The organism is Psittacicella hinzii (assembly GCF_003585935.1).
Classification (GTDB): Bacteria; Pseudomonadota; Gammaproteobacteria; order Enterobacterales; family Psittacicellaceae; genus Psittacicella; species Psittacicella hinzii.
In genome coordinates this window covers 1-6,089 of sequence record NZ_NRJG01000180.1, presented here as the reverse complement: position 1 = coordinate 6,089, position 6,089 = coordinate 1, and the positions used below count along the sequence as shown (strand labels likewise).

Genomic DNA, 6,089 nt, shown 5'->3' with positions numbered 1-6,089 from the left:
ATATTTTATCGATGGGCTTTTAATTTCGGAATACAAATATTTGGATTATAAATAATAAGTTATTATTTATTAATTATTTTTTAACAGCTTTTTTGTTAGGTAAGTCTGTAACTGTACCAGTGTAAATTTCAGCTGCTAAACCTACAGATTCGTGTAAAGTAGGGTGAGCATGGATTGTTAATGCGATATCTTCAGCATCAGCACCCATTTCGATTGCTAAACAAACTTCACCTAAAAGCTCACCAGCATTAGTACCAACAATACCAGCACCTAATACAGTATTAGTAGCTTTATCGAAAATTAGTTTAGTCATACCATTTGCAGCGTCAGATGCTAATGCACGACCTGAAGCAGCCCATGGGAATACAGCAGCTTCGTATTCAACGCCCTCTGCTTTTAATTCTTGCTCAGTTTTACCTACCCATGCTAATTCTGGTTCAGTATAAGCAATTGATGGAATTACACGTGGATCGAAGTAGTGTTTGCTACCAGCAATAACTTCAGCAGCAACGTGACCTTCATGTACAGCTTTGTGAGCTAACATTGGTTGACCAACTACGTCACCGATTGCGAAAATGTTTTCTACATTCGTACGCATTTGTTTGTCAACTTCGATAAAGCCACGATCAGTAACTTTAACACCAGCAGCTTCTGCATTTAATGCTTTACCGTTTGGACGACGACCAACTGATACAAGGATAGCATCATATGGTTCAGTTGCTTCATGAGCACCTGTTGTAGTCACGTATACAGCGTCTTCTTTAGCTTCAACTGCTTTCACACCTGTATCAGTGTGGAAAGTGATTTTGTCTTTTAATGCATTAGTTAATACTTTAACTAAATCTGCATCTGCTGGAGGAATAATGTGGTTAGCAGGCTCGATTACTGTAACTTTAGAACCTAAAGTAGAGTAAACAGTTGCCATTTCCATACCGATTACACCACCACCTACTACTGCTAAACGAGCTGGAACTTTTTCCATTTTTAGAGCATCAGTAGAATCCCAAACACGAGGATCTTCATGTGGAATAAATGGTAGAGTTACTGGTGTAGAACCACATGCAATGATAGCATTTTCAAATTTAACTACAGTTTCTGTACCATCAGCTAGAGCTACAGTTAAAGAGTTTTTGTCTTTAAATTGTGCCCAACCGTTAACTACAGTAACTTTACGTGCTTTAGCCATACCAGCTAAACCAGTAGTTAATTTAGAAATAACACCGTTTTTGTAATCACGAATACCGTTGATGTCAATATTTGGTTCACCAAAACTAACACCATGAGTAGCTAAGTGTTTAGCTTCATTAATTACTTTTGAAACGTGTAATAAAGCTTTAGATGGAATACAACCAACATTTAAACAAACACCACCTAAAGTGCTATGTTTTTCAACTAATACCACGCTTTTGCCTAGGTCAGCAGCGCGGAATGCAGCAGAGTAACCACCAGGACCGGCACCGATTACAACTACTTGTGTAGAAATTTCGTTAGACATTACTTCCTCTTTTTAATTACATAATTAAAGTACGTAAATCACTTAACGCTTCATTCACAGCAGTGATGAAACGAGCACCATCAGCCCCATCAATAGCACGGTGGTCAAATGATAGGCATAGAGGTAACATTAAGCGAGGAACGAATGAAGAACCATTCCATACAGCTTTAGTTTCTGAACGAGAAACACCTAAGATTGCAACTTCAGGAGCGTTAACAATTGGTGTAAATGCTGTAGTACCGATACCACCTAATGATGAAATTGTGAAACAACCACCAGTCATATCAGCACCAGTTAATTTACCAGCACGAGCTTTTTTACTAATTTCAGCTAATTCTAGGCTTAATTCAATAATACCTTTTTGATCTACATCACGAATTACTGGTACAACTAAACCGTTAGGAGTATCTACAGCAATACCAATGTTGATGTATTTTTTGAAAGTCATTTGAGCAGCATCTGCTGAAAGACTTGCATTGAATTTAGGATATTGAGCTAGAGCTTTAGCAACAGCTTTCATAATGAACACTAAAGGAGTAATTTTAACGTCTAATTTACGTTTAACTGCTAAAGCGTTTTGATCTTTACGGAAAGCTTCTAAATCAGTAATGTCCGCCATGTCAAATGCAGTTACATGAGGAATCATTACCCAGTTACGGTGTAAGTTTTGACCAGAAATCTTAGGAATACGTCCCATTTCTTTAACTTCAACTTCACCGAATTTGCTAAAGTCAACTTTAGGCCATGGTAATAAGTTTAAACCACCTACAGAAGTACCAGCTGCTGCAACTGAACCAGTTTGTACAGCTTGTACAGCGGTTTTAATGTAAGCAATAACGTCTTCAGGTAATACACGACCTTTAGGACCTGTTGCTTTAACGCGATCTAAGTTAACACCGTATTCACGAGCGTGACGACGTACTAAAGGAGAAGCGTGAGCAAATACTTTAGAAGCTTCTACTTCAGATTGTGGTAAACCTTGAGTAGCACCTGTTGCTGGCGCTGCTGGAGCTACCGCTGGAGCTGGTGTTGCTGGTTTTTCAGCTGCTGGTGCTGGAGCTGCTGCAGGAGCAGGAGCTGACGCCGGAGCTGCACCTGCTACTTCAAATTTGAATGCAGGAGTACCAGTTTTAACTTTATCACCTTCTTTAATTAAGATTTCTACGATTTTACCAGCTTTTGGAGATGGAACGTCCATAGACGCTTTATCACCTTCAACTGTTAATAAATCTTGATCAGCTTTAACAACGTCACCTACTTTAACTTTTAATGAAGCTACGTTAACTTCATCATTACCGATATCTGGTAGGCTAATCGTTTCTACAGCAGATGCAGCTACTGCCGCTGGTTGTGCTTCAGCTTTAGGAGCTTCTGCTGCAGGAGCCGCTGGAGCTGCTGCTTGTTCTGCTGATTCTACAGCATAGAACGGACAACCTGTTTTAACTTTATCACCAACTTTTACAAAAACTTCAGTAACTTTACCTGCTTCTGGAGCTGGGATTTCCATTGAAGCTTTATCACCTTCAACAGTTGCAATTTCTTGATCAGCTTTAATTACATCACCTACTTTAATAGATAATGAAACTAAGTTTACCTCATCACCACCGATGTCAGGCATTTGAACTTGTTTTGCCATTTATAAAACCCTTATCTGTTTAAAATAATTAATCTGAATGAGGCTTATTGCCTCATTCAGAATAGATAAATTTACTAAGTATTAAATTAACGATCTAAGCTGTAAGCTTTGTTTGGATCGATACCTAGTTCAGCAATAATTGCTTTAGCTGCTTCTGGTTTTAATGTTCTTTGACGTAATAATGCGTACACAGAAGTTAGAGCAATGTGTTTAGCATCAACTTCGAAGAACTCACGTAAGTTTTCACGGCTGTCTGAACGACCGAAACCATCAGTACCTAAAGTGTTATAGTTCGCTGTAGGTAAGAATGCACGGATTTGTTCAGCGTAAGCACGCACATAGTCAGTTGCAGCAACTGTTGGTAAGTTTTGTAAGTGGCTAGTTACGTATGGAATATCTTGAGCTGCAAATGGATCTAGACGGTGTTTGTGTTCACAACGTTGACCATCACGAGCTAACTCTGTAAATGAAGTTACTGAGTGGATGTGTGATTTAATACCGTATTTAGCTAAGATTTCTGCAGCAGCAATCACGTGACGTAAGATTGCACCAGAACCTAGTAATTGTACTTCAGCAACTTGTTCACCTTGAGCAGCAACTTCTTTAAGTTTGTAGATACCTTTAACGATACCTTCTTTAGCACCTTCAGGCATTGCTGGTTGCTCATAAGTTTCATTTAAAGTTGTGATGTAGTAGTAGCAGTTTTCTTGTTTTGGACCGTACATACGGTTAATACCATCTTCAATAATTACTGCTAATTCGTATACATATGCTGGGTCATATGAACGTACTGATGGCATTGTGCTTGAAATAATGTGTGAATGACCATCTTGGTGTTGTAAACCTTCACCGTTTAATGTAGTACGTCCTGATGTTGCACCGATTAAGAAACCGCGAGCCATTGAGTCACAAGCAGCCCATAATAAGTCAGCAACACGTTGGAAACCGAACATTGAGTAGTAGATAAAGAATGGTACTGTTGGACAGTTATTTACAGAGTATGAAGTAGCTGCTGCTAACCATGAAGATGTAGCACCTAATTCATTAATACCTTCTTGTAATAATTGACCTGAAGTATCTTCTCTATAGTAAGCCACTGCTTGACGGTCTTGTGGAGTATAAGTTTGACCGTAAGGTGAGTAAATACCTACTTTACGGAATAAACCTTCCATACCGAAAGTACGAGATTCGTCAGCAACGATTGGAACAATACGGTTACCTACTTTTTGATCTTCAAGTAATGCTGTTAAGTAACGAACAAAACCTAAAGTTGTAGAAATAGGACGTGATTGTTCTTCTAATAGATTTTGAAGTTTTAAGTCTTCAATGCTTGGAACTTGGAATTCAACGTCAAATTTTCTACGACGGCTTGGAACATAACCATGTAACGCTTTACGTTGACCATGTAAGTAGTTATATTCTTCTGAACCTTCAGCAAATTTAACGAAGTCCAAGTTTTCAACTTGAGCATCAGTTAATGGTAATTTGTACTCATCACGTACTAATTTTAATGCATCCACGTTTAATTTTTTAACTTGGTGTGCAATGTTTAGACCTTGAGCAGCGCTACCTAAACCGATACCTTTAATTGTTTGCGCAAGAATTACAACTGGTTGACCTTTAGTTTCTTTAGCATCTTTGAATGCGTTATAGATTTTTTGGAAGTCATGACCACCTAAAGTTAGGTGAGCAAGTTGATCATCTGTTAAATCTTGAACTAAAGCAGCTGTTTCTGGGTATTTACCAAATAAGTGTTCACGAATGTAAGCTCCATCTTTTGAGTTACAGTTTTGGAACTCACCATCTGGTGTTTCGCTTAATAATTGTAGTAATTTACCGCTTTGGTCTTTATCTAAAAGAGCTTGCCAGCTATCACCCCATAATAGTTTGATAACTTTCCAGCCAGCACCTTTAAATACGCCTTCTAATTCATTAACGATTTTACCGTTACCAAATACTGGACCGTCTAGACGTTGTAAGTTACAGTTAACTACGAATACTAAGTTATCTAGTTTTTCACGACCAGCGATTGATAAACCACCTTTAGTTTCTACTTCATCACACTCACCGTCACCAACGAATGCGTAAACAGTTTGTTCAGTAGTATCTTTTAAACCACGGTTGTTTAAGTATTTTAAGTAACGTGCTTGGTAAATAGCAGTTAATGGACCTAGACCCATTGAAACTGTTGGGAATTGCCAGAAATCAGGCATTAAGTGTGGGTGTGGGTAAGAAGATAAACCTTTACCATGAACTTCTTGACGGAAGTTATTCACTTGCTCATCAGTTAAACGACCTTCTAGATAAGCACGTGCATACACACCTGGAGATGAGTGACCTTGGAAGAATAATAAGTCACCACCATCTTTTTCGTTTTGAGCACGGAAGAAGTGGTTAAAACCTACTTCCCAAATGTCTGAAGCTGATTGGTAAGAAGAAAGGTGACCACCTAGTTCTAAATCTTTCTTCTGACCATGTTGAACCATCATGATTGCGTTCCAACGAATAGCAGCTTGAATACGTTTTTCTAACTCTTTGTTACCTGGGTAAGCAACTTCTTTAGAAGCTGGAATTGAGTTTACGTATGGTGAGTTAACACCTGTAGGTAAATCTAAAGATTTTTCACCAGCGTGAGCTAATAAACGGTCAACAATGTACTGAGCTCGTTCTTTACCTTCTGTACTTAATACTGAATTTAAAGAATCAAGCCATTCCTGTGTTTCGATAGGATCGATATCATTAGTGTTGATGTTTGACATTTTATGTCCTTTTACAATTTTGTTAGCTTAACATTAAAATTAAATTAACATAAAGTAAAGTTGAAAGGATTAGTTGCATAGCTTAGAAAGATCTTTATCATATTCTTCCTAAGACAAAAGCAGCAAATACAAACAACAAGTGCTCTACATAATTCAATGCTATTTTATCGTTAAATTAAAGTCTAAGATACTGTAAGTT

General features: G+C 38.0%; 3 protein-coding genes. All 3 read right to left on the bottom strand.

The window, feature by feature from the left end:
• Nucleotides 1-73 precede the first annotated feature (73 nt).
• Nucleotides 74-1,495 (bottom strand): dihydrolipoyl dehydrogenase, encoded by a 1,422-nt coding sequence (gene lpdA, locus CKF58_RS07840; protein WP_119532662.1) that lies wholly within the window; start codon nucleotides 1,493-1,495, stop codon nucleotides 74-76.
• A gap of 16 nt (nucleotides 1,496-1,511) precedes the next feature.
• On the bottom strand, nucleotides 1,512-3,131 hold the full coding sequence (gene aceF, locus CKF58_RS07835) for a pyruvate dehydrogenase complex dihydrolipoyllysine-residue acetyltransferase (protein WP_119532660.1): 1,620 nt from the start codon (nucleotides 3,129-3,131) through the stop codon (nucleotides 1,512-1,514).
• A gap of 86 nt (nucleotides 3,132-3,217) precedes the next feature.
• On the bottom strand, nucleotides 3,218-5,890 hold the full coding sequence (aceE, locus tag CKF58_RS07830) for a pyruvate dehydrogenase (acetyl-transferring), homodimeric type (RefSeq protein WP_119532658.1): 2,673 nt from the start codon (nucleotides 5,888-5,890) through the stop codon (nucleotides 3,218-3,220).
• Nucleotides 5,891-6,089: the final 199 nt, after the last annotated feature.